Here is a 451-nt window from a genome sequence, read left to right as displayed (position 1 = left end):
TGCAGTGGGGAATATTGGACAATGGGGGAAACCCTGATCCAGCAATGCCGCGTGTGTGAAGAAGGCCTGCGGGTTGTAAAGCACTTTTGGTGGGGAAGAAAAGCCAGAGGCTAATACCTTTTGGTCTTGACGTAACCCAAAGAATAAGCTCCGGCTAACTCCGTGCCAGCAGCCGCGGTAATACGGAGGGAGCAAGCGTTGTTCGGAATTACTGGGCGTAAAGCGCGCGTAGGCGGCTTTGTAAGTTAGAGGTGAAAGCCCGGGGCTCAACCCCGGAATTGCCTTTAAGACTGCATCGCTAGAATCCGGGAGAGGTGAGTGGAATTCCGAGTGTAGAGGTGAAATTCGTAGATATTCGGAAGAACACCAGTGGCGAAGGCGGCTCACTGGACCGGTATTGACGCTGAGGTGCGAAAGCGTGGGGAGCAAACAGGATTAGATACCCGTGTAG

At 53.4% G+C, this 451-nt stretch carries 1 rRNA gene; it reads left to right on the top strand.

The features are described 5' to 3' along the window. Window positions 1-451 (top strand): 16S ribosomal RNA (locus HH110_RS19095); the annotation flags it as partial.

Origin of the sequence: Stenotrophomonas sp. SAM-B, assembly GCF_013387485.1 — a bacterium.
GTDB classification, from domain to species: Bacteria; Pseudomonadota; Gammaproteobacteria; order Xanthomonadales; family Xanthomonadaceae; genus Stenotrophomonas; species Stenotrophomonas maltophilia_AA.
Note: the sequence above shows the minus strand (reverse complement) of the source record. Positions and strands in the feature narration are given on the sequence as shown.